Source organism: Thioclava nitratireducens (genome assembly GCF_001940525.2).
GTDB classification, from domain to species: Bacteria; Pseudomonadota; Alphaproteobacteria; order Rhodobacterales; family Rhodobacteraceae; genus Thioclava; species Thioclava nitratireducens.
This window is the reverse complement of the sequence record NZ_CP019437.1, coordinates 3,133,951-3,151,803: the sequence shown is the minus strand read 5'-3', so window position 1 is coordinate 3,151,803 and position 17,853 is coordinate 3,133,951. Positions and strand designations below refer to the sequence as shown.

Sequence of the window (17,853 nt, the reverse complement as noted above, 5' to 3'; positions counted from 1 at the left end):
TTGCTTGGGGGGCGGGGGGCTGTTATCTCCCGCCCTGCATTGCCTGACACTTTCAGTCGAGATTTCGCTGCATGAGCGCACAATTACCCCCTCCGCGCCTCGAAGTTCGCGCGCTTGGCCGCGTGTTCGACGGGTTGGCCGTGGTCGACGACGTGTCCTTTGCGATCCCAGCGGGGCAGGTGACCTGTCTGTTGGGCCCCTCGGGTTGCGGCAAATCGACGACGCTCCGGCTGATCGCGGGAGTCGATACGCAGGATGCGGGCGAGATCTACGTCGACGGAGCCGCGATCAGCGACGGCTCCGTTCACGTCCCGCCCGAGCAACGCGCGATCGGGCTGATGTTTCAGGACTTTGCGCTGTTTCCGCATCTGACGGTTGCCGAAAATATCGCCTTCGGCCTCAAGGGCGATGCGGCGGCAAAGCGCGCCCGCGTGACGGAATTGCTCGAGAAGGTCCGCCTGCTGCGCCATCGCGACAGCTATCCGCACGGGCTTTCGGGCGGCGAGCAGCAGCGCGTGGCGCTGGCACGTGCGCTTGCACCCCGACCGCGTATCCTCCTGATGGACGAGCCTTTCTCGGGACTGGACGAGCGTCTGCGCGACGATATCCGCGACGAGACTCTGGCGCTTCTGAAAGAGGAAAACACAGCCGTTCTGCTGGTCACGCATGAGCCGCATGAGGCGATGCGGATGGCCGACGAGATCCTGCTGATGCGCGGCGGGAAGATCGTGCAGCGCGGCGCGCCCTATAACCTCTATAACGCGCCTGTGGACCGGGCGGCGGCGGCGTTCTTCTCGGATGTGAATGTGCTCAAGGGCCGTGTGAAGGACGCGCTGACCGTGACGCCGTTCGGCGATTTCCTGACGCCGGGCCATGCGGACGGGACCGAGATCGACATCGTGATCCGCCCGCAGCATCTAAAGATCGATTTCGACCGGGCAGGGCGCGGCCCGTCCCCGACGCCGCAGGACGGCACGCCCGCGCGTGGGGTGGTCGAACGCGCACGCTTCTTGGGCCGCGAGAGCCTCGTCGAGTTCCGGATGGATTTCGACGGCACGATCCTGCGCGCCAGCGTCCCGAACGTATTCCTGCCGAAGCCCGGCACGCCGATGTGGCTGATGATCCGTCGCGATCGCTGCTTTGTCTTCCCGGCGAAAGGGGCCGACGCCTAACCGCTCAGCGGTCCTGTCGGCCTGCGCGTCCGCCGCGGCGCTTGCGCAGTTGCGGCGCTCGCTCGGGCAGTTCCGCCATCACTTCGCGGCGCGCCTCGGGCGTCATCCGCGACCACGCGCCGATTTCTTCCATCGTGCGGTAGCAGCCGATGCAGATCCGCGCCTCGGGGTGAATCTGGCAGAGCTTGACGCAGGGGCTCTCGATCTCGGCGCGTTTCCAGATTTCGTCGGTGTTTTGCGGATCGTTCATGCCGTCCCCAGATAGCGCAGCCGATCCAGCGCGCCTTGCAGAATGAAGCTTGCCGCGACGTGGTCGATCGCCTCTGCGCGTTTGGCGCGCGACATATCGGCCTCCAGCATCGCGCGTTCGGCGGCGACCGTGCTCAGCCGCTCGTCCCAGTAGCTGATCGGCAGATCGGTGAGGCGGCTGAGGTTGCGAGCGAAGGCGCGGGTCGATTGGCAGCGCGCTCCTTCGGTCCCGTCCATGTTCTTCGGCAGGCCGAGGATCAGCCCCTTCAAATCACGCTCCGCCACGATCTTGAGAAGCGCCTCGGCATCTAGGCCGAACTTCCTGCGCTTGATCGTCGATAGCGGCGTCGCGACCGAGCGCAGCCCGTCGGACACCGCGACGCCGATGGTCTTGGTGCCCAGATCGAGCCCTGCGACGCCGCCCATGCGCGGGATCGCATCGGCGAATTCTTCGATCGTCTCGCAGATCATTGCGCCACACCTGCCGATTTCGCCGCCGCCTCGACCTGAGCCAGCGCATCCGGTTTGTCGGCCAACGCCTTCTGCGCCTCGCCCCAGGCTTCCTTGGCGCGGTCGGTTTGGCCCAACGTGGCGAGGGACGAGATCACCCGCGCCCATTCCTGCGGCGTGCCACCCTCGGTGGTCAGGCGGTCAAAGAGACCATCGACCATGCCCTGGATCATCTGCTGGCGCTCCTCGGGCGTCATCGAGGCCGCGTCCTTCATCTGCTGCGCGCTCGGACCGGGCAGGGCGGGGGCCGCTTGCGGGGCGCTTTGCCCCGCCTGCGCGCCACCCATGTCCTGCAGCGCCTGACCGGCAGGCGCCTGATGCGCCGCGTCGATCTTCGCCATGTCGTCCGGGCGCGAGCCGAATTTGCCCTTCGCTTCGCCATAGACCGCATCTGCGCGGTCGACCTCACCGATCATGCGCAGCGACGAAATCAGGCGTGCCCAGTCATCTGCGCTGCCGCCTTCCTGCGCCAGCCGGTCGTTCAGGCGCTCCACCATCGAGCGGATCATCTGCTGACGCGCCTCGGGCGACATGTCCGCCGCCGCCGCGACATCTGCCTGCGACGGGCCGGGTGCGCCGCGCGGTCTCGGCGGGGTGTAATCCTTCTCGCCCGCGAGCCATGCCAGTTCCTCGATGTTCTGCTGCACCAGCGGCACCCACGGATCGCTGCTTTCCGAGTTGCGCAGCAGGTTGTCCCAGAGGCGGAACGCCCGGTCGCCACGCCCGTTCTGCGCCATCATCAGGCCAACGTAATAGAGCGCGAGCCCGTTATTCTGGTCCATCTTCAGCGCGGTCGCGAATACTTTCTCCGCCTCGGGCGTGATCAGCCCGCCAGCGGCCACGGCCATCATCTCACCCAGCTCGGCGTAATCCTGAGCGGTGGCGGCATCGCCCTTTGTCGCGACGAGCCGCTGCTGCGCTTTCCATGCGGCGTCGAAATTGCCCAGCGCCGCCTCGTTGCGTGCAAGCAGTTCGAGGCCCTTCGGATCGTCCGGCTTCTTCGCCACCGCTTCGCGCAGCTTCTTCATCAGTTCGAGGAATTTCGGGTCCGGATTGGCCGGGGGGGTCGCACGGGCCTTCTGCATCTTCTCGGCGTCGGCCTGCGAGGGGCGGCTGTCATAGAGCTTGTCGGCATCCGCGAAACGCTGCGCGATCGGCTGGTCCTGATAGCCCTCCGCGCCCATCCGGGTATAGAGCCAGAACGCCGCGCCGAAGATCACGACGCCACCGATCACCAGCGCGATGGTCGGCCCTTTCGGTGCCCGGCCCAGATCGGAGCCGGCCTGCGCCTTGCGGTCCGCCTCGAGCATCCGGCGCGAAATTTCCAGCTTTGCCCGGTCGGCTTCCTCGCGCGATGTGACTCCACGCTCGACGTCGCGTTCCAGATCGCGCAGCTGGTCGCGATAGACCTGCACGTCATACGAGGCCGCCGGTGCCATCTCGTCTTCCCCACGTCCGCGCAACAGGGCAAGCGCAAACAGAAGCGCAATGACCGCAACGAGCGCGGCGGCGATAATCCAGAACAGCATGGCGTCTCCTCATCCTTCGCCTCCCATTTAGGCGAGATGACGCCGCGCCGAAAGGGTCTAGCGCGTGAATGGAACCCGATGTCGCAGGCCCATGTCGCTTTTTTCCCTGCGATGCCGCAACAGGGGGGCTTTCGCCCGCCGCCCCGGTCCATCACAAAGGCGAAAGAGTCGAGACTGCTCGGAGGCGCGCTCATGAAACGCTATTCGATGTTTGCCGTTGCGCGTGAGGCGATGCGCTTCCATCGCGGTTGGGAGCGGGCCTGGCGCTCGCCCGAGCCGAAGAAACGCTACAAGGTCATTGTCGTGGGGGCAGGGGGGCATGGCCTCGCCACCGCCTATTACCTTGGCAAGGTGCATGGGATCACCGATGTCGCGGTGATCGAGAAGGGCTGGCTGGGCGGCGGCAATACCGGCCGCAACACCACGATCATCCGCTCGAACTACCTGCAGGATCCGTCGGCGGCGATCTACGAGAAAGCCCGTGCGCTTTACGAGGATCTGAGCCAGGATCTGAACTACAACGTGATGTTCTCGCCGCGCGGTCTTTTGATGCTGGGCCAGACCGAGCACGAGGTGCGCGGCTACAAGCGCACGGTGCACGCCAACCGCCTGCAGGGCATCGACACCGAATGGATCGGACCGGAGCAGGTCAAGGAGCTGGTGCCGATCATCAATATCGACGGGCCGCGTTACCCGGTGTTGGGCGCTCTGCTGCAAAAGCGCGGCGGCACGGCGCGGCACGACGCGGTGGCCTGGGGCTATGCGCGGGCGTGCTCGGACATGGGCATGGACATCATCCAGAAATGCGAAGTGACCGGTGTGCGCACCGAAGGCGGCAAGGTGCAGGGCATCTCGACCACCAAGGGCGAGATCGACTGCGAACAGCTCGCCATCATCGTCGCGGGGCATTCCTCGGTCCTGGCCGAAATGGCGGGCTTTCGTCTGCCGATCGAGAGCGTCGCGCTGCAGGCTTGGGTCTCAGAGCCGATCAAACCCTGCATGGATGTTGTCGTGATGGCCAACACGGTGCACGGCTACATGTCGCAATCCGACAAGGGCGAGATGGTGATCGGCGGCGGCACGGACGGGTTCAACAACTACACCCAACGCGGCTCGTGGCACCATGTCGAGGAAACCACCCGCGCGCTGGTCGAGACCTTTCCGATCATCTCGCGCCTGAAAATGCTGCGCCAATGGGGCGGCATCGTGGACATGACCGGCGACCGCTCGCCCATCCTGTCGAAAACGCCGGTGGAGGGCATCTTCGTCAATTGCGGCTGGGGCACAGGCGGGTTCAAGGCGATCCCGGGCTCGGGCTATGGCATGGCCGAACTGATCGCGCGCGGCCACTCGCCGCTGACCGACCAATTCGGCCTCGACCGCTTCAAGGAAGGTCGCTTCATCGATGAAAGCGTCGCCGCAGGGGTGGCGCACTGATGAAGACGACCTCCCTTTCGACCTGCTTCAAATCCCTCCCGGCGCTCTCCAGTAAAGAGGTGCATCCGACATGCTGACCCTCACCTGTCCCTGCTGCGGCGTCACCGCCGAGGAAACCGAATTCGCCCCGGGCGGAGAGGCGCATCTAAAGCGCTTCGGGCCGGGCTCGTCGGATGACGAGTTCGAGGGATACCTGTTCGCCCGCAAGAACCCGAAAGGCGTCCATTTCGAGCGCTGGCGCCATGCCTATGGCTGCGGCAAGTGGTTCCTGGCTGCACGCGACACGGGCACGCTCGAGGTATTTGCGACCTACAAGGCGCAGACCACCGAGCCCCCCGCCGATGTGATCGCGAAGATCAAAGCGAAACGCCCCGACTGGGAGGGCCATAAATGAGCACGCGTCTTTCCAAGGGTGGTCGTCTGATCGACCGCGCGAAACCGCTCGCCTTCACCTTCAACGGCAAGCCGATGCGCGGCTTTGCGGGCGATACGCTGGCCTCGGCGCTCTTGGGCGGCGGTCAGGTCATGGTGGGCCGGTCGTTCAAATATCACCGCCCGCGCGGCATCGTGGCCTCGGGCGCGGAAGAGCCGAACGCGCTCGTCGGTCTGGGCCGCAACGCGCGGTTCGAGCCCGATCAGCGCACCACCACGACCGAGCTGTTCGAGGGGGCCGAGACCACCAGCCAGAACCACTGGCCGTCGCTCGATTTCGACATCGGCGAGATCAACAACACCTTCTACAAATTCCTGCCCGCGGGCTTCTACTACAAGACCTTCATGGCCCCGCGCGCAGCGTGGAAGCACCTGTTCGAACCCATCATCCGCAAATCGGCGGGCTTGGGCGGCGTGCCGAAAGAGGCCGACCCGGATCGCTACGAGCAGGTCTACGCCCATTGCGACGTGCTCGTCGTGGGCGGCGGTGTGGCGGGTCTTGCCGCGGCGCTCAAGGAAGGCCGCGCCGGTAAACGCGTCTGGCTGATCGAGCAGACCCCCAACTGGGGCGGGCGCACGCCCGTCGATGGCGGTCAAATCGACGGTCACGACGCGCAGACCTGGATCGACAGCGCGCTGGTCGAACTGTCCTCGATGGAGAATGTCACGATGCGCACCCGCCTGATGGCGGCGGGCCTGCACGATCATGGCTATGTCATCGGCTACGAGAACCTCGCCGACACCACCCCCGGCGATGGCCGTCCGCGCCACCGTCTCTGGCGCATCCGTGCGGGTCACACGATCACTGCGACCGGCGCGATCGAACGCCCGCTTGCTTTCGCGGGCAACGACGTGCCCGGCGTGATGCTGGCCTCGGCGGTGCGCGATTACATCGTGAACTGGGCGGTCTCGCCCGGCGATCGCACGGTGATCGTGACCAACAACGACGACGCCTATCGCACGGCGCTCGCGATCCTCGATGCGGGGCTGACGGTCTCGGCCGTCGTCGACGCGCGCGAGGAAACCCATGGCGCGCTGCCCGAAGCCGTGAAAGCGCGCGGTGTGCGTGTGCTTGAAGGCCGCGGCATCGCGAAAGTGCTCGGTCGCAAACGCGTCTCCGGCGTCGAGATCTGCGCACAGGCCGGCGAGGGCGGGGCGGTCGAGACGATCGACTGCGATTGCGTCGCGATGTCGGGCGGCTGGTCGCCGGTCGTGCACCTGTGGTCGCATTGCGGCGGCAAGCTGACCTGGGACGATGCGCGTGCGATGTTCCGCCCCGATCCGAACCGTCCGCCGACCGGCGCGGATGGGACCGGCATGGCGACGGTCGTGGGGGCCGCCAATGGCGATCTGACGCTCTCCGAGGCGATGGGCGGTCTGGGCATCGGCGCGGCTTCCGAGGAGGAAGCGCCGCTCGCCCCCGTCTGGATGATGCCCGCGGGCGCGCCCGATGCGCTGCGCTTCAAGAGCTTCCTCGACTACCAGAACGACGTGAAGGTCTCCGATGTGCAGCTGGCCGCCCGCGAGGGCTACGAGTCGGTCGAACATACCAAGCGCTACACCACGCTCGGTATGGCGACCGATCAGGGAAAGCTGAGCAATATCAACGGGCTCGCTATTCTCTCGGATGCGCTTGGCCAACCGATCCCGGCCACTGGCACGACCACCTTCCGCCCGCCCTACACGCCGATTTCGCTCGGCGCCGTGACGGCGGAAGCCAAGGGCGAGCTGTTCCAGCCCCTGCGCCGCACCCCGATCCAGTCCTGGCACGAAGCCAAGGGCGCGCATTGGGAGCCGGTCGGCCATTGGCGTCGCCCCTATTGCTACCCGAAGTCGGGCGAGAGCCACCGCGACGCGGTCAATCGCGAGATCACCAATACCCGCAAGAATGTGGGCATGCTCGACGCCTCGACGCTGGGCAAGATCGTAGTGAAAGGGCCGGATGCGGGGAAATTCCTCGACATGCTCTACACCAACATGATGTCGACGCTGAAAGTCGGCAAATGCCGCTACGGGTTGATGTGCAACGAGAACGGCTTCCTGATGGATGACGGGGTCGTGGCGCGCCTGTCCGAAGATACGTGGCTGTGCCACACCACCTCGGGCGGGGCGGATCACATCCATGGCTGGATGGAAGACTGGCTGCAATGCGAGTGGTGGGACTGGAAGGTCTACACCGCCAACCTGACCGAGCAATATGCCCAGATCGCCGTCGTCGGCCCGAAGTCGCGCGAACTGCTGGAGCGACTGGGTGGCATGGATGTCAGCAAGGAGACGCTGCCCTTCATGCAATGGGCGGACGGCACGCTGGGCGGTTTCGACGCGCGCATCTTCCGCATCTCCTTCTCGGGCGAGCTGAGCTACGAGATCGCGGTTCCCGCGTCGCAGGGCCTCGCGCTGTGGGAGAAGCTGATGACCGAGGGCGAAGCGCTTGGCGTGATGCCCTACGGCACCGAGGCGCTGCACGTGATGCGCGCCGAGAAGGGCTTCATCATGATCGGCGACGAGACCGACGGCACCGTGATCCCGCAGGATCTGGGCCTCAACTGGGCGATCTCGAAGAAGAAGACCGACTATCTGGGCAAGCGCGCGCAGGAGCGGTCCCACATGACCGACCCGAACCGCTGGAAGCTCGTCGGCCTCGAGACGCTCGACGGATCGGTCATCCCCGATGGCAGCCACGCGCCCGCCGACGGGTTCAACGCCAACGGTCAGCGCAACACGCAAGGCCGCGTCACCTCGACCTATTACTCGCCGACGATCGGCAAGGGTATCGCGATGGGGCTGGTGCTGAACGGGCCCGACCGGATGGGCGAGGTGATCGAGTTCACCGGTGAGGGCGAGGACATGGTCAAGGCGCGGATCGTCGATCCGGTCTTCTACGACAAAGACGGGGAGAAGCAGAATGTCTGAGGCCGTCAGCGCCCTTTCCGGGCAGAGCCACGAAGGTTTCGTCACCGTGTCCGAGGCCGGACTGGTGGGCATGATCTCCATCCGCTGCGATCTGGGCGCGAAGGCGCTGGCCAAGGCGCTCAAGGCCGAGGGGCTGCCCGTCCCGGGTCCGCGCCGGATCGAGACCGTCGACGGGCGCTCCATCGCGTGGATGAGCCCGGATGAGCTGTTGCTGATCTGCGCCCATGACGAGGCGCCCGCGCTTACCGACCGGCTGGCCGAGGCGCTTGCCGCAGAGCATGCGCTGGTCGTCAACGTCTCTGACGCCCGCGCGATGTTCACCATCCGCGGCGAGAAGGCCGACCAAGTGGTGATGAAGCTCTCCCCCGCCGATGTCGCGACTCTACCCAAAGGCGAAATCCGCCGCTCCCGTGCGGCACAAGTGGCGACGGCGTTCTGGCGATCGGGGGAAGACGAGATCTCGCTGGTCTCCTTCCGCTCCGTCGCGGGCTACGTGATGGGTCTTCTGGAGGTCTCCTCGCGCCCCGGGTCGGAATTGTTCTGAGGTGCGGGGACTGGCGCCCGCCGGCCCTCAGTCCAGGCTATTCAGTGTTCGGGGGCGTGTCGTTTGAAACGACGAATTCTCACTCCGCCTCACGCCCCAGGGGAATATCAAGCAATTGGAAAGCCGAAATAATTACTAAACCTCGGTCCGTCTATGCTGCCGCTGCGGTGCAGGCGGGATGCCGATTGCCGCGCAGTGCGAGACGCCCGGCTTTCCCTCCCCTCTGAGGCTAGAGCCGGGCGTTTTTCGCTTCCAATGAACCTAAATATCCCGTGCGGGCGCGGGGCAGTCCCCTCGAACTCCACGGTCGGTCCGAAAATGAAACCGCGCGCCGGGGCGGGGCCTTGGCGCGCGGTTCGGTCTCGATCAGGATCGGTTTACTCCAGCTCGATCAGCAAATCCTTCGCGTCGATCTGGGCACCCGGCGAAACGTGGATCGCTTTCACGGTGGCGTCGCGCTCGGAGTGGATGCCGGTTTCCATCTTCATCGCCTCGATGGTCAGGAGCATATCGCCCGGCTTCACCTTCTGGCCGACATTGACCGCGATCGAGGCGATCGAACCCGGCATAGGCGCACCGATATGATCCGGGTTGCCCGCCTCGGCCTTCGGTTTCGCCGCGGTCGTCGCCTTCACCGCGCGGTTCGGAACGCGCACGGCGCGGGGCTGGCCGTTGAGCTCGAAATAGACTTTCACCTCGCCCAGCTCGTCGGTGTCGCCGGTGGTGAGATAGCGGATCTCCAGCGTTTTGCCGGGGTCGATCTCGGCGGAAATCTCGTCCTGCGGCTCCATCCCGTAGAAGAAGACCGGGGTCGGCAGGGTGCGCACCGGGCCATAGGCTTCGTGGCGACTTGCGTAATCGGTGAAGACCTTGGGATACATCAGGTAACCCGCCAGATCCTCGTTATCGATCTCGCGCCCGTCGAGCTGTTCGGAGGCCTCCTTGCGGGCGGCTTCCAGATCCACCGGGGGCAGGTTTTTACCGGGACGCTCGGTCGAAGGCGTTTCGCCCTTGAGCACCTTCGCCACGATCCCCTCGGGCCAGCCGCCGGGCGGTTGGCCGAGATTGCCGCGCATCATGTCGATGACCGAATCCGGGAAGGAGACGTCCTTGGCCGGATCGAGCACGTCTTCCTTGGACAGGCCCTGCGCGACCATCATCAGCGCCATGTCGCCTACGACTTTCGAGGACGGCGTGACCTTTACGATATCGCCGAAGATCTGGTTGGCATCGGCATAGGCCTGCGCCACCTCGTGCCAACGCTCTTCCAGCCCCAGCGAGCGCGCCTGCGCCTTGAGGTTGGTGAACTGGCCGCCGGGCATTTCGTGCAGGTAGACCTCGGAGGCGGGAGCCTCGAGACCGCTCTCGAAGGCCGCGTATTGGTGGCGCACGGCCTCCCAGTAGTTCGAGATCATCCGGATCGCGTGAATATCGAGGCCGGTATCGCGCTCGGTATGGGCCAGCGCCTCCACGATGGAGCCGAGGCAGGGCTGCGAAGTGCCGCCCGAGAACGCGTCCATCGCCGCGTCCACCGCATCGACGCCCGCATCGGCGGCAGCAAGGATCGTCGCGCCTGCGATGCCGGAGGTGTCATGGGTGTGGAAGTGGATCGGGATATCGACCTCTTCCTTGAGCGCCGAGATCAGCTGACGCGCGGCGGCCGGTTTCAGAAGACCTGCCATGTCCTTGAGGCCGAGGATATGGGCGCCCGCCGCTTCCAGCTCTTTCGCCATGCCGATAAAGTATTTCAGGTCATATTTCGCGCGGTCGGGATCGAGGATGTCGCCCGTGTAGCAGATCGTGCCTTCGCAGATCTTGCCGCTCTCGATCACCGCATCCATCGCGACGCGCATGTTCTCGACCCAGTTCAGCGAGTCGAAGACGCGGAACACGTCGACGCCGCTTTCCGCCGCCTGCTTGACGAAGAACTGCACCACGTTGTCAGGGTAGTTCGTGTAGCCCACGCCGTTCGAGGCGCGCAGAAGCATCTGGGTCAGGATGTTGGGCATCTCTTCGCGGATGTCGCGCAGGCGCTGCCACGGGCATTCCTGCAAGAAGCGGTAGGCCACATCGAATGTCGCGCCGCCCCAGCATTCGACCGAGAACAGATCGCTCAGGTTCGAGGCATAGGCGGGGGCTGCCTTGATCATGTCGATCGAGCGCATCCGGGTTGCCAGCAGCGACTGGTGGCCGTCGCGCATCGTGGTGTCGGTCAGCAGCAGCTTCTTCTGCGCCTTCATCCAGTCGGCGACCGCCTTCGCGCCCTCTTTCTCGAGCAGGTTGCGGCTGCCGGGCTTCACCTCGTCTTTCAACGCGGGCAGGCGCGGCGGTCTCGCCTCGGCATGCGGCTTGTTGCGGCCCGCGGTCTCGGGGTGACCGTTCACCGTGATGTCCGCGATATAGGTCAGGATCTTGGTGCCCCGGTCGCGGCGTTGCTTGAAGTCGAACAGCTCCGGCGTCGTGTCGATGAACTTCGTCGTGTAGCTCATGTCGAGGAAGGTCGGGTGCTTGAGCAGGTTGATGACGAAGTCGATATTCGTGCTCACGCCGCGGATACGGAATTCGCGCAGGGCGCGGTCCATCCGGCGGATCGCCTGATCGGGATCCTGCGCCCAGGCGGTGACCTTCACCAGCAGCGAGTCATAATAGCGGGTGATGACGCCGCCCGCATAGGCTGTGCCGCCATCGAGGCGGATGCCGTTGCCGGTGGCCGAACGATAGGCGGTCAGTCGGCCGTAATCGGGGATGAAGTTGTTCTGCGGGTCTTCGGTGGTCACGCGGCATTGCAGCGCGTGGCCCGACAGTTCGATCTCGTCCTGCGACTTGGCGCGGGTCGCCTCTGCGAGTGTCGCGCCTTCCGCAATCTTGATCTGGGCCTGCACGATGTCGATGCCGGTGACTTCCTCGGTCACGGTATGCTCGACCTGAACGCGCGGGTTCACCTCGATGAAGTAGAAATTGTCGGTGTCCATATCCATCAGGAATTCGACCGTGCCGGCACATTCATAGCCGACCGCCTGACCGATCTTCAGCGCGAGCTGGCAGACCTCTTCGCGCTGTGCGTCCGACAGGTAGGGGGCAGGGGCGCGCTCGACGACCTTCTGGTTGCGGCGCTGCACGGTGCAGTCGCGCTCATAGAGGTGATAGAGATTGCCATGCGTGTCGCCCAGAAGCTGCACTTCGACGTGGCGCGCGCGGGTGATCATCTTCTCGAGATAGCCCTCGCCATTTCCGAAGGCGGCTTCGGCTTCGCGCCGGCCTTCGCGGACCTTCTCGACCAGTTCCTCCTCGCCGAGGATCGGGCGCATGCCGCGCCCGCCGCCGCCCCAGCTGGCTTTCAGCATCAGCGGGTAGCCGATCTCGGCGGCCTCTTTCTTGATCGCGTCGAAATCCTCGCCCAGCACTTCGGTCGCGGGAATGACCGGCACGCCGGCCTTGATCGCGACGCGCCGGGCCGAGGCCTTGTCGCCGAGCGCGCGCATCGTTTCGGCTCTCGGGCCGATGAAGGTGATGCCGGCGGCATCGCAGGCTTCGACGAAATCGGGGTTCTCCGACAGCAGGCCATAGCCCGGGTGGATCGCGTCGGCGCCGCTTTCCTTGGCGACGCGGATGATTTCTTCGATCGAGAGATAGGCGCCGACGGGCGAGAGGCCTTCGCCAATGCGATAGGCTTCATCGGCCTTGAAGCGGTGCAGGCCCAACTTGTCCTCTTCGGCGTAGACGGCGACCGTCTTCTTGCCCAGCTCGTTGGCGGCGCGCATCACCCGGATGGCGATCTCGCCACGGTTGGCCACGAGGATCTTGTTGAACATAGCGTTCTCCCTGTTGTCGAAAGTGGCCGCTACGGTACAGTTGCCGCGCCGCAGCGCAAGGGCCTACCTGCAAACTTGGGCAAATTTACTGACCAATGTGCGAGAGTTTGCAAAGTCGATCCGCACCGATGCGCGCCTGTCCCGGTCCGGTCCGGGATTGACTAGACTGACGCTCTGGGCAAGGTGGGGCGCATGATCGATCTGCGCCCGGTTGGATATATCATCGGAATGCTGACATCCGTGCTGGGGCTGACGATGCTTATCCCGGCGGCGGTGGATTTGGGTCATGGTGCAGCGCATTGGCTGGTTTTCGTCGAAAGCGCGGTGCTGACGACGACGGCAGGCGCGCTGCTGGCGCTGGCCTCCCGCGACGGGCTGGCGCGGACGCTCTCGATCCATCAAAGCTTTCTGCTGACCTCGCTCGTCTGGCTGACGCTGCCGTTCTTCGGGGCGCTACCTTTCATGCTGGGTGTGCCACATCTGTCTCTGGTCGATGCCTATTTCGAGGCGATGTCAGGGCTGACCACGACCGGCACCACCGCGATTCCGCAACTCGATACGCTGCCGCCGGGGGTGAACCTGTGGCGCGGACTGCTGCAATGGCTGGGCGGTCTGGGGATCATCATCGTCGCGATGATCTTCCTTCCGGTGATGAAGGTCGGCGGGATGCAGTTCTTCCGCTCGGAAGGGTTTGACACGCTTGGGAAAATCCTGCCGCGCGCAATGGATATCTCGACCGCGCTGATCCGCATCTATGTCGGGCTGACGATTGCCTGCGCGCTGACCTATATCGGTCTCGGCATGAAGGGGTTCGACGCGATCATGCACGCCCTTACGACGATGAGCACGGGCGGCTTCTCGAATTACGACGCCAGCTTCGCCGTTTATAAGGGCGCACCCGAATACGCGGCCTCCGTCTTCATGGCGCTGGCCGCGATGCCGTTCATCCGCTTCGTTCAGGTGATGCGCGGCGATACGATGCCACTGTGGCGCGACCCGCAGGTGCGCGCCTTCCTGCGCTGGATGGGCTACGCGATCGCGATCATCGTGCTCTACCGCATGATCCGCCACGAGGCCTCTTTCTGGCCGACGCTGCGGGAGGTGACGTTCAACGTGGTCTCGACCTTCACCGGCACCGGCTATGCCTCTGAGGACGTGACCCAATGGGGCCATCTGGCCTTCACGATCCTGCTGATTTCCGGACTGATCGGGGGCTGCACGGCCTCCACCGCCTGTTCCGTCAAGGTGTTCCGCTACCTGATCCTGCTGGAGGCGATCAAGGCGCAGATCCAGCGGCTCTACTCGCCCCACCGCCTGCTGAAGGTGCAATATGGCGGGCGCCCGGTCGAGGATAGCGTGGTCAACTCGGTGATGGCGTTCTTTTCGCTCTTCATCCTGATCTTCGGGATGCTGATCATCGCGCTGACCTTCACCGGGCTCGGAACCGAGACGGCGATGACCGCCGCCTGGACCTCGATCGCCAATATCGGCCCCGCATGGGGGCCCGAGATCACCGCGAACGGCTCGGTCGCGGATTTCCCCGACAGCGCGAAGTGGCTGATGAGCGCGGCGATGTGTCTCGGGCGGCTCGAATTGATGAGCGTGCTCGTGCTGCTGCTGCCGCGCTTCTGGCGGGGCTGATCACTTCCAGCAGGAAATCTGCACCACCATCCCGTCTGCCATCTGCTGCAGGTCTTCCGGCGCGCGGTTGGCCGAGATGCCCGCCTCTTTCGGCGTGAAACCCTTATCCGACAGGCCCGGCGCCATTGCCTTGCTTTGCAGCGCGACGCTCAGATTGTCGGGCAGCACCCGGTTCGCGTCGTCACTCGCGGGCAGCAACATCCCCACGACCGCGCCCGTCCCGTCGAGCACCGGCCCGCCCACGTCGCCCGCGCGGGTCTGCGCCTCGATCCGGGCCTGATTGTCTTGTCCTTCCAGCCCCTTGAGCGCCGAGAGCGTACCGAAATTCAGCACCGGCGCGGAGAGCGCTTCGGGGTAGGAGAAGCCCGCCACCGCGACCTTCGCCCCGGCCAGCGGCGCGTCGGGATTGAATTTCGCGACTTCCCTCGGGGCGAGCGTGTCGTGCGGCGTCAGAACCGCGTAACCCTTGGCGCCGCCGTCGAAGCTGAGCGAGGCGGCATGGTCTTCGATCGTGATCCGGCCGCACTGGTCGAGCCCCTCGGCGGCGGTCAGCACATGGCCGTCCGCATCGATGAAGAAGCCCGAGCGCGAGAAGACCGGTGCGCGTTTCTCGATCCCAGCCATCAGGGCGGCCCGCGTTACCGACATCGGCTGACCGAGCGTCGCGTCGAGCGTCTTGGAGCCGATCGGCGTGAAGCTTCTCTTCATCGCGTCGAGCACGCGATTCATTCGCTTGTCGTCCCCGGCGGGCCAAACCAGCGTGAAGCCCTTGATCTGCCCGTTCGAGAGCTCCGCATGGGTGTAGGAATGGACCGCCGTATTCTCGCCCTCGATGGTGAAGCTGTTGCCGCGGATGTTGCGCTCGCCGCCCGTCGGCACGATTTCGAGCGTCTGCATCGCGTCATAGAGCCCGCGCAGCCGCGCCGTGTCGCCGGGCTGAGAGATCAGCAGTACCTGCACGCCGCTGTCGTCCTTGGGTGCGTAATTGACGAACGGCGCGTTGTAGCGGGCGAATTTCACCAGCCCCATCGGCAGCTCGATCCGGATCCCGGCTTCCTGCTCGGTGACGGTCTGTAGCCCCAGCGCCGCGCGCTCGGAGGCGACCTTGTCGAGAAGTGCGGCCTGCTGGGTCGAGGACAGGACGCCTGTTGGCTGGTAGCCATTCTTCGACTGCCAGTCGGCGATGGAGCCGCGCGTGCCACGGCCGAAAATCCCGTCGATCGCGCCCTGATAGCTGCCTTCCCATTCCAGCGCGGTCTGGATGTCGCGCTTGGTCTGCGGATCGAGGGCGGCTTCGAGACGGCGCGACTCCGCCAGCGTCTCCACAGGCTCGGGCGCGGGCGTAGCCTCTTGCGGGGCTGGGGTGACGTCCCGCAGGGCCGGTGCGTCAGACGCCGCGGTGGTGTCGGAGTTCAGCGCTTCGGGCGCGGTGGTGGTATCTTGCGCAGACGTATCGGGTGTGCTCGCCATCGCATCGGGTGGCGTGGTCTGATCGCTCGATTGCGCCGTCTCATCCGGACCGTCCAGCGGCTCCACGTCGATCGGCGCAGGCATCGGCGCGCCGCGCACGTCGCTTTGCGTGTCGGCTTGCGGGGCGGGCTGGGTCGCCTGCGGGGCTGTGTTCAATGTCGCGCCCACCGGCCAGAATTGCTGGCGGAAGTTGTTGCCATCGGCCACGAAACTGTCGCGCGGGATCAGACCCTCGCGGCGCAGAACCCGGCGCCGCGCATTCGCCTCCGCTTCGTCGGCAAAGGGGCCAAGCGCGATCGCATACCAGCCGGAATCGAGCCGGAACCCGGTCGTGTCGGGGAACATGCCCGCCCAGTCGCGGGCGCGCGCTTCGGCTTGGGCAAGCGAGCTTTTCGCCTCGATCTGTACCCAGGCCTCGGCCCAGGCCGTGCCGGTCCAGACCATGCCGGTCAGGCTGGCCCCGACGACGATCGAAACTGTCCGTGAAATTGCCCGCATTGCCACTCCCCGATGATATAAGCTTTTCCCTCGAACTTAGCGCAACTCGAGCCGAGGTCACCCCCCAAACGCCCCCGTTCGGGTCACGAAATCCGCCGGTGTGGGGCAGGGGCCGCAGCTTTGCGCGCCGCATGTCGCGGATCGCCTGCCCGAACTCTTGCAGGGCGTTGACGCCCCCGCGCCCCTTGCCTAGAGAGAAGGCGCTTCAACGGAAGGTGCGAAATATGGCAAACCCGGACGCCCCGAAATCCTTTCAGGAAATCATCCTGCGCCTGATGAGCTATTGGGCCTCGAAAGGCTGCGCGGTGATGCAGCCCTATGACATGGAAGTGGGGGCAGGCACCTTCCACCCGGCGACGACGCTGCGCGCGCTCGGCTCCAAGCCGTGGGCGGCCGCCTATGTCCAGCCCTCGCGCCGTCCGACCGATGGCCGCTATGGCGAGAACCCGAACCGCCTGCAGCACTACTATCAGTATCAGGTGCTCATCAAGCCGAGCCCGCCGGACCTGCAGGAGCTCTATCTCGGCTCGCTCCGCGCGATCGGGATCGACACCGAACTGCACGATATCCGCTTCGTGGAAGACGACTGGGAAAGCCCGACGCTCGGTGCGTGGGGGCTTGGCTGGGAAGTCTGGTGCGACGGGATGGAAGTCAGCCAGTTCACCTATTTCCAGCAGGTCGGCGGCCATGACTGCAAGCCGGTCTCGGGCGAGCTGACCTACGGGCTCGAGCGTCTGGCGATGTATGTGCTGGGCATCGATCACGTCATGGACATGCCCTATAACGACCCGTCCGCGCCGATGGCGCTGAAATACGGCGACGTGTTCCGCCAGACAGAGCAGGAATATTCGCGCTGGAATTTCGACGTGGCCGATACCGAGACGCTGCTGCGCCATTTCGAGGATGCCGAGGCCGAATGCGAACGCATCCTCGCCTCGCCTGAAACCGACGATGCGGGCCGCAAGATCATCATGGCGCACCCGGCCTATGACCAGTGCATCAAGGCGTCCCACCTCTTTAACCTGCTCGACGCGCGCGGCGTGATCTCGGTCACCGAACGTCAGGCCTATATCGGCCGCGTCCGTGCGCTGGCGAAGGCCTGCGCCGACGCTTTCGTGCAGACCGAAGCAGGCGGGGCCTCCCAAACCGAAACCGGCGAGGCCGTCGCGTGAATGGTAAACTCATCGGAGGCGGCATCGTGGTGATCGCGCTCGTCTTCGGCGCGGTGGTCTATTATTCGCAGGAATACGGTTATTACGATGAGATCGCGCCGGGCTCCGATGCGGCGAAAGTCTCGCTGATGGAGCTGGACGGCACGACGCAGGATCCGCTGGACGCCGAAGGCTACAAAGGGATCGACGCGGACAGCTCGCCCCTGCGCTACCGCGCCTGCTTCGACACCGATCTGTCGATCGCAACGGCGACCGAGACCTATGAGGTCTATGACCGACCGACCCCGCTGATCGGCCCGAAGTGGTTCGACTGCTACGATGCGAAAACCATCGGCACCGACCTCGAGGCAGGCCGCGCGGTGGCCTTCCTGTCGCAACACAACATCCACCCCGGCGTCGACCGGGTCGTGGCTCTTTATCCCGATGGCCGGGCCTATGTCTGGCACCAACTGAACGACGAAGCGGAGAAATGAC

At 65.2% G+C, this 17,853-nt stretch carries 13 protein-coding genes; 8 read left to right on the top strand and 5 right to left on the bottom strand.

Going from position 1 to position 17,853, the window contains the following annotated elements; translation table 11 throughout:
• The first annotated feature begins 71 nt into the window (after positions 1 to 71).
• Positions 72 to 1,172: an ABC transporter ATP-binding protein gene (locus tag BMG03_RS15065; RefSeq protein WP_075776967.1), complete on the top strand. Its 1,101-nt coding sequence runs from the start codon at positions 72 to 74 to the stop codon at positions 1,170 to 1,172.
• Positions 1,173 to 1,176: 4 nt separating this feature from the next.
• Here BMG03_RS15065 and BMG03_RS15060 read toward each other — a convergent pair whose 3' ends face one another.
• From BMG03_RS15060 to ccmI, 3 genes are read right to left on the bottom strand one after another with little or no spacing between them, the layout of a single operon-like run.
• A complete protein-coding gene (locus BMG03_RS15060) occupies positions 1,177 to 1,422 on the bottom strand; it encodes a DUF1289 domain-containing protein (protein WP_075776966.1) in 246 nt (81 codons plus the stop codon).
• Positions 1,419 to 1,892: a Holliday junction resolvase RuvX gene (gene ruvX, locus BMG03_RS15055; RefSeq protein WP_075776965.1), complete on the bottom strand. Its 474-nt coding sequence runs from the start codon at positions 1,890 to 1,892 to the stop codon at positions 1,419 to 1,421. Before ruvX ends, BMG03_RS15060 begins: the two co-directional genes overlap by 4 nt.
• Positions 1,889 to 3,460 (bottom strand): c-type cytochrome biogenesis protein CcmI, encoded by a 1,572-nt coding sequence (gene ccmI, locus BMG03_RS15050; RefSeq protein WP_075776964.1) that lies wholly within the window; start codon positions 3,458 to 3,460, stop codon positions 1,889 to 1,891. Before ccmI ends, ruvX begins: the two co-directional genes overlap by 4 nt.
• A gap of 192 nt (positions 3,461 to 3,652) precedes the next feature.
• Here ccmI and BMG03_RS15045 point away from each other — a divergent pair, with 192 nt between their 5' ends.
• From BMG03_RS15045 to BMG03_RS15030, 4 genes are all read left to right on the top strand, one after another.
• Complete coding sequence (locus tag BMG03_RS15045; protein ID WP_075776998.1) at positions 3,653 to 4,897, top strand: sarcosine oxidase subunit beta family protein; 1,245 nt, start codon at positions 3,653 to 3,655, stop codon at positions 4,895 to 4,897.
• Between the two features lie 70 nt (positions 4,898 to 4,967).
• Complete coding sequence (locus BMG03_RS15040; RefSeq protein ID WP_075776963.1) at positions 4,968 to 5,291, top strand: sarcosine oxidase subunit delta; 324 nt, start codon at positions 4,968 to 4,970, stop codon at positions 5,289 to 5,291.
• A complete protein-coding gene (locus tag BMG03_RS15035; protein WP_075776962.1) occupies positions 5,288 to 8,242 on the top strand; it encodes a sarcosine oxidase subunit alpha family protein in 2,955 nt (984 codons plus the stop codon). The genes BMG03_RS15040 and BMG03_RS15035 overlap by 4 nt, the downstream gene beginning before the upstream one ends.
• Positions 8,235 to 8,786 carry a sarcosine oxidase subunit gamma gene (locus BMG03_RS15030; RefSeq protein WP_075776961.1) on the top strand — a complete coding sequence of 184 codons (552 nt, stop codon included), beginning with the start codon at positions 8,235 to 8,237 and terminating at the stop codon, positions 8,784 to 8,786. Before BMG03_RS15035 ends, BMG03_RS15030 begins: the two co-directional genes overlap by 8 nt.
• A gap of 377 nt (positions 8,787 to 9,163) precedes the next feature.
• Here BMG03_RS15030 and pyc read toward each other — a convergent pair whose 3' ends face one another.
• Positions 9,164 to 12,598: a pyruvate carboxylase gene (gene pyc, locus BMG03_RS15025; RefSeq protein WP_075776960.1), complete on the bottom strand. Its 3,435-nt coding sequence runs from the start codon at positions 12,596 to 12,598 to the stop codon at positions 9,164 to 9,166.
• 192 nt (positions 12,599 to 12,790) lie between these two features.
• Between pyc and BMG03_RS15020 the strand changes: the two genes are divergently transcribed.
• Positions 12,791 to 14,239, top strand: coding sequence for a TrkH family potassium uptake protein (locus tag BMG03_RS15020; RefSeq protein WP_075776959.1), 1,449 nt, complete (start codon positions 12,791 to 12,793; stop codon positions 14,237 to 14,239).
• Here BMG03_RS15020 and BMG03_RS15015 read toward each other — a convergent pair whose 3' ends face one another.
• A complete protein-coding gene (locus BMG03_RS15015) occupies positions 14,240 to 16,207 on the bottom strand; it encodes a trypsin-like peptidase domain-containing protein (protein ID WP_077701286.1) in 1,968 nt (655 codons plus the stop codon).
• A 224-nt stretch (positions 16,208 to 16,431) separates the two neighbouring features.
• Between BMG03_RS15015 and BMG03_RS15010 the strand changes: the two genes are divergently transcribed.
• Both BMG03_RS15010 and BMG03_RS15005 read left to right on the top strand, forming a co-directional pair.
• Positions 16,432 to 17,379 carry a glycine--tRNA ligase subunit alpha gene (locus BMG03_RS15010; RefSeq protein ID WP_075776958.1) on the top strand — a complete coding sequence of 316 codons (948 nt, stop codon included), beginning with the start codon at positions 16,432 to 16,434 and terminating at the stop codon, positions 17,377 to 17,379.
• Positions 17,376 to 17,852 carry a DUF6446 family protein gene (locus BMG03_RS15005; RefSeq protein WP_075776957.1) on the top strand — a complete coding sequence of 159 codons (477 nt, stop codon included), beginning with the start codon at positions 17,376 to 17,378 and terminating at the stop codon, positions 17,850 to 17,852. The genes BMG03_RS15010 and BMG03_RS15005 overlap by 4 nt, the downstream gene beginning before the upstream one ends.
• The last annotated feature ends 1 nt before the right edge of the window (position 17,853 follow it).

Coding starts and splice junctions, on each gene's coding strand:
- BMG03_RS15065 (WP_075776967.1), top strand. CDS start 72: ATGAGCGCACAATTACCCCCTCCGCGCCTCGAAGTTCGCGCGCTTGGC.
- BMG03_RS15060 (WP_075776966.1), bottom strand. CDS start 1,422: ATGAACGATCCGCAAAACACCGACGAAATCTGGAAACGCGCCGAGATC.
- ruvX (WP_075776965.1), bottom strand. CDS start 1,892: ATGATCTGCGAGACGATCGAAGAATTCGCCGATGCGATCCCGCGCATG.
- ccmI (WP_075776964.1), bottom strand. CDS start 3,460: ATGCTGTTCTGGATTATCGCCGCCGCGCTCGTTGCGGTCATTGCGCTT.
- BMG03_RS15045 (WP_075776998.1), top strand. CDS start 3,653: ATGAAACGCTATTCGATGTTTGCCGTTGCGCGTGAGGCGATGCGCTTC.
- BMG03_RS15040 (WP_075776963.1), top strand. CDS start 4,968: ATGCTGACCCTCACCTGTCCCTGCTGCGGCGTCACCGCCGAGGAAACC.
- BMG03_RS15035 (WP_075776962.1), top strand. CDS start 5,288: ATGAGCACGCGTCTTTCCAAGGGTGGTCGTCTGATCGACCGCGCGAAA.
- BMG03_RS15030 (WP_075776961.1), top strand. CDS start 8,235: ATGTCTGAGGCCGTCAGCGCCCTTTCCGGGCAGAGCCACGAAGGTTTC.
- pyc (WP_075776960.1), bottom strand. CDS start 12,598: ATGTTCAACAAGATCCTCGTGGCCAACCGTGGCGAGATCGCCATCCGG.
- BMG03_RS15020 (WP_075776959.1), top strand. CDS start 12,791: ATGATCGATCTGCGCCCGGTTGGATATATCATCGGAATGCTGACATCC.
- BMG03_RS15015 (WP_077701286.1), bottom strand. CDS start 16,207: ATGCGGGCAATTTCACGGACAGTTTCGATCGTCGTCGGGGCCAGCCTG.
- BMG03_RS15010 (WP_075776958.1), top strand. CDS start 16,432: ATGGCAAACCCGGACGCCCCGAAATCCTTTCAGGAAATCATCCTGCGC.